We start from the raw sequence: 4,568 nt of genomic DNA on the forward strand, positions 1-4,568 counted from the left end.
GCGCCCGCCTCGGTGCTGCGTGAACCGAACAATCCCATGACCATCAGGCTCCACGCTCACGGGCTGATGCGCCCGACACACGTTCCGGCCAGGCCCGGACGGCCATCTCGCCTTCGGCGCGCAGGTCAAAGGCCTGCGCATCGAGGTCGAGCACGCGCTGGTCGGCATGCAGCGCCGCAATCATCGCAACCGCACTCGCAACGCCAGTTTCCGGCAGCAGGATGTCGCTGCCTGACGCCAGGCGCAGATTCCAGCGGCGTTCGCCGACGCGGACAGCATGGGTGACGAGGCTGGCCAGCTCCGGCTGGCGGGCGAGGACCGAGACGATTTCCTCCGCCGCATCATTGGCGCCTGCACCGACTAGGCGCGGCAGTCCGGTATGATCAGCCGGGTTTTCCCCGGTCAGCACGATGCCGCGCCGGTCAATGACGTAGTGCACGCCATCATTCTGCCAGAGGGCGTAAGGAGCGCGTTCGACGATGATGACGCTGATCCGGTCCGGCCACAGGCGCATCACGCGTGCGGTGTCCACGCGGCTCATGGCTTCTATCGCCGCACGCGCCTCGGCAGGGTCAATCTCGATCAGCCCCCGGCCCGGCTCGGCGCCAATGACGCGGGCAATCTCGGACGGCTCGATCTCGATGGCGCCCGCCACATCGACAGCGCGCACGACATAACCCGAACGGGTAAGCTGGTCGGCAAACGCGGTACGCACAGCCTCACCGGCAGGACCAAGCCCTCCGGTCAAGGCAAGACCAATTAGGGAAAGCCCGGCAAGGCCAATCACGGCAAACACCGCCATGCGCAGGGCCGTGACCGTGCGATAGCGCGCGGTGCGGATCTGCGCGCTCGCCCAGTTGGCAATGGGGCGCTGGGGGATGGACTGCGGGGGCTTACGCGTTTTCGTGCCCGTTGCGCCGGATCGTCCGGCACGGGTGGGAGCTGTTCTCGAGCGCCTCACCTCTGGCAACTGGCATCCTCCGCTATCCATTCGACAAGGTCGGGAAATCCGATACCGCAATGCGCGGCCTGTTCGGGCGCAAGCGATGTGGGAGTCATGCCCGGCTGGGTATTAATTTCGAGTAACCAAAGCTTGCCATCGCCCTCTTCATCCCAGCGGAAATCGCTGCGGGTGAGGCCGCGGCAGCCCAGCGTGCGGTGAGCGGTCAAGGCCGCCTGCATGGCAGCGTCGAAGACAGGCTGGGGAATATCAGCGGGCAGGCGGTGCACCGATCCGCCATCGGCATACTTGGCTTCATAGTCATAAAACGCGGTGCGCGGCACGATTTCGGTAACGGTCAGCGGCCGGTCGCCCATGACCGCCACGGTAAGTTCGCGGCCCGGAATGAATGTCTCGATCAGGATCTCGTCGCCATAGGGCCAGTTGTCTGCGGCCAGCTCTGCGGGCGGGCGGTTTGCCCCTTCGCGCACGATCAGCACGCCGACGGACGAACCCTGATCATTCGGCTTGGCGACATAGGGCGCGGGCAGAAGATGCTCACGCGCCGCATCGAAACGGCTGGCGATCAGTCCTTCGGGACAATCAAGGCCCGCAAGGCGCAGGACTGCCTTGGTCTTCTGCTTGTCCATCGCCAGCGCCGAGGCGAGCACGCCGGAATGGGTGTAGGGGATGCGCAGATATTCCAGCACGCCCTGAATGCGCCCGTCCTCGCCCCACAGACCGTGCAGGGCATTGAAGACGAGATCGGGATTCAGGGCCTTCAGTTCCTCCACCCAGTGCTGGGAAGCCGGATCGATGGGGGTGACCTCATGGCCCTTGGCGCGAAGTCCCTTGGCGCATTCGCGGCCCGACACCAGCGACACGTCGCGCTCGGGGCTGAGGCCGCCTTGCAGAAGGGCGATGCGCTTGCTCATTGTGATTTTTCTCCGGCGGGCAGGCCAAGACGTTTGACCTCCCAGTGCATCTCGACGCCTTCGCGCTGCGCGATTTCGGCGCGGATATCCTCAACGAGACCTTCCAGATCGGCGGCGCTGGCGGTGCCGTCATTGATCAGGAAGTTGGCGTGCATCTCTGAAAACCGTGCGCCGCCCTTGCGCCGGCCCCGTCCTCCGACCGCTTCCACCAGTTGCCAGGCCGACCGGCCCTTGCTGGCGGTCTGGTCCGGGTTCTTGAAGGTGGAGCCGGAGGTTTTCTCGCGGATGGGCTGGGTCTCGGAGCGCTTTTTCGTGATCGCATCCATGCGCGTCAGAATGGCGTTCGTCTCGTCAGCCTGTCCCTGAAACACCGCTTCGGTGAAAATCCAGTCCTCCGGCGCGGCGCAATGCCTGTAGGCATGGCCGAGCTCATCGGGCGTCACGATCAGGCGGCGGCCCCGCCGGTCGAGCGCGATCGCCTCGACGAGGACGTCCTTCGTCTCGCTACCATAGCAGCCGGCATTCATCCGGATCGCGCCGCCAATCGTTCCGGGCACACCGACATAGAACTCAAGACCTGCAATGCCCGCCTTTGCAGCCGCCCTGGCAGCCATCTTGTCCAGCAAGGCGGCACCGATGCGGATACGGTTGTCTTCAAGGACTTCCGTTCGGGCAAAGGCGGGGCCCAGCCGGATGACAACGCCCGGCACGCCGCCATCCCTGACAAGCGTGTTGGAGCCTGCGCCCAGCACATGAACCGGAATGTCCGTATCGGTCTCGGCAAGAAAGCGGGCAAGGTCAGCTTCATCGGCCGGCAGATAGAGCACCTGCGCAGGTCCGCCGACGCGCAGCCATGTAATGTCTGACAGGGGCGCGTTCTCGATATACTGGCCGCGCACCTCCGGCAGGTGTGACAGGAGAGAGGGGAAGGTCAAAGGCCGCACTCCGTTTTCTCCCCCCGCAAGCGGGGGGAGTGCCCCTGGAAGGGGCGAGGGGGGGATTGCATGAAAACGCCCCCCTCCGTCAGCTTCGCTGACACCTCCCCCGTAAACGGGGGAGGAAAGCAGATGGCTACTCTTGAGATACTGGTCAAAGCACCGTCTCCAGCCGGGCCGGCAACTCCGCCGCCCAGGCCGTGATATCGCCCGCACCGAGGCAGACGACGAGATCACCGGCGGCAAGGCGGGGTTTCAGATCGGCTGGCAGGCTGTCACGTGCCGTGGGAGCGGCATCGCGGTGACCATGAGCCTGAAGACCGGTAATCAGCGAACCCTGGTCGGCGCCCTCGATCGGGCTTTCTCCGGCGGAATACACCTCGGTCACCAGCACGCTGTCAGCGTCGTTGAAGCAGGTGCAGAACTCCTCGAAGAGATCGTTGAGGCGGGTATAGCGGTGCGGCTGGACCACAGCGATGACACGGCCCTCGCCAGCCCGCTGGCGCGCGGCCTTGAGCACAGCCGCAATCTCGACCGGGTGGTGGCCGTAATCATCGACCACCGTCACGCCATGCGCGCTGCCGGTAATGGTGAAGCGCCGCTTCACACCGGCAAACCCGGCAAGAGCCTCGCGCGCGGCTTCCTCACTGCATCCCAGCGCTTGCGCCACCGCAACCGCGCCGGTGGTGTTCTGGACGTTATGCTCGCCCATCATCGGCAGGGCGATGTCATTCCAGACAAGCTTTTCTGCGCCCGGCGGCTGGAAGACGATGTCGAAGACTGCGCCTTCCGGGCTGGTGCGCAGGTTCACGCAGCGCACATCGGCCTGGGGGTTGAAGCCATAGGTGATGACCCGGCGATCCTCGATCCGCGCGGCGAGCGCCTGAACTTCGGGATGATCGGTGCACAGCGCCGCAAATCCATAGAAGGGCAGGTTCTCCACGAACTGGGCAAAGGCGGCGCGCAGCGCGTCAAAATCGCCGTAATGCTCCATGTGTTCGGGATCGATATTGGTGATCAGGGCCACTGTCCCACGCAGTTTCAGGAAGGAGCCGTCACTCTCGTCGGCCTCCACCACCATCCACTCGCCCTCGCCCATCTTGGCATTCGAGCCATAGGCGGAAATGATGCCGCCATTAATGACGGTCGGGTCAAACCCTGCTGCGTCCATAAGCGCCGCAATAAGCGATGTCGTGGTGGTCTTGCCATGCGTGCCGCCGACTGCGACGGCATATTTCAGGCGCATCAGCTCCGCGAGCATTTCAGCGCGGCGCACGACCGGCACACGCTTCGCGCGCGCTGCCAGCAATTCGGGATTGTCGCGTTTGACCGCAGACGACACGACCAGCGCCCCTGCTCCATCCACATTGCTGGCGGCATGGCCGATATGGACCACCGCGCCCTTGGCACGCAGGCGTTCGATATTGGCGCTGTCACGGATATCCGAACCGGTGACCTTGTAGCCCAGATTGAGCATGACTTCGGCAATGCCGCTCATGCCGATACCGCCAATGCCTACGAAATGTACCGGGCCGGTGGCGGCAGGCAGGTCAATCGGAGCCATGAATGTCTAGTCCTTGAAAGGGTCGGTCAGGAGCGGGCGGCAAGCGCCTCCTGCAGGAGCGATGCCAGACGCAGGTGCGCATCGGGCTTGCCCGCCTGCAAGGCGGCTTCGGCCATGGAGGAGAGAGCTTCGCCATCGCCAAGCAGGGTTTCAAGCCGCGCCCGCAGCGCGCCTGCAGCTATTTCATCTTCCGT

4 protein-coding genes are annotated in these 4,568 nt (G+C 64.6%); all 4 read right to left on the minus strand.

Going from position 1 to position 4,568, the window contains the following annotated elements; translation table 11 throughout:
• Positions 1-43 precede the first annotated feature (43 nt).
• Positions 44-961 (minus strand): cell division protein FtsQ/DivIB, encoded by a 918-nt coding sequence (locus ACTS2Z_RS07905; RefSeq protein ID WP_442572670.1) that lies wholly within the window; start codon positions 959-961, stop codon positions 44-46.
• Positions 958-1,875, minus strand: a complete 918-nt coding sequence (locus ACTS2Z_RS07910) for a D-alanine--D-alanine ligase (protein WP_442572671.1) — start codon at positions 1,873-1,875, stop codon at positions 958-960. Before ACTS2Z_RS07910 ends, ACTS2Z_RS07905 begins: the two co-directional genes overlap by 4 nt.
• Positions 1,872-2,810: a UDP-N-acetylmuramate dehydrogenase gene (gene murB / locus ACTS2Z_RS07915; RefSeq protein ID WP_442572672.1), complete on the minus strand. Its 939-nt coding sequence runs from the start codon at positions 2,808-2,810 to the stop codon at positions 1,872-1,874. The genes ACTS2Z_RS07910 and murB overlap by 4 nt, the downstream gene beginning before the upstream one ends.
• 154 nt (positions 2,811-2,964) lie before the next feature.
• The gene (gene murC, locus ACTS2Z_RS07920) at positions 2,965-4,374 is read right to left on the minus strand and encodes a UDP-N-acetylmuramate--L-alanine ligase (protein ID WP_442572673.1); all 1,410 of its coding nucleotides are present in this window, start codon (positions 4,372-4,374) and stop codon (positions 2,965-2,967) included.
• Between the last annotated feature and the right edge of the window lie 194 nt (positions 4,375-4,568).

This window comes from Glycocaulis sp. (genome assembly GCF_052168375.1).
GTDB lineage: Bacteria > Pseudomonadota > Alphaproteobacteria > Caulobacterales > Maricaulaceae > Glycocaulis.

Excerpts from the sequence above, each read along its gene's own strand:
- ACTS2Z_RS07910 (WP_442572671.1), bottom strand. The coding sequence starts at position 1,875 with ATGAGCAAGCGCATCGCCCTTCTGCAAGGCGGCCTCAGCCCCGAGCGC.
- murC (WP_442572673.1), bottom strand. The coding sequence starts at position 4,374 with ATGGCTCCGATTGACCTGCCTGCCGCCACCGGCCCGGTACATTTCGTA.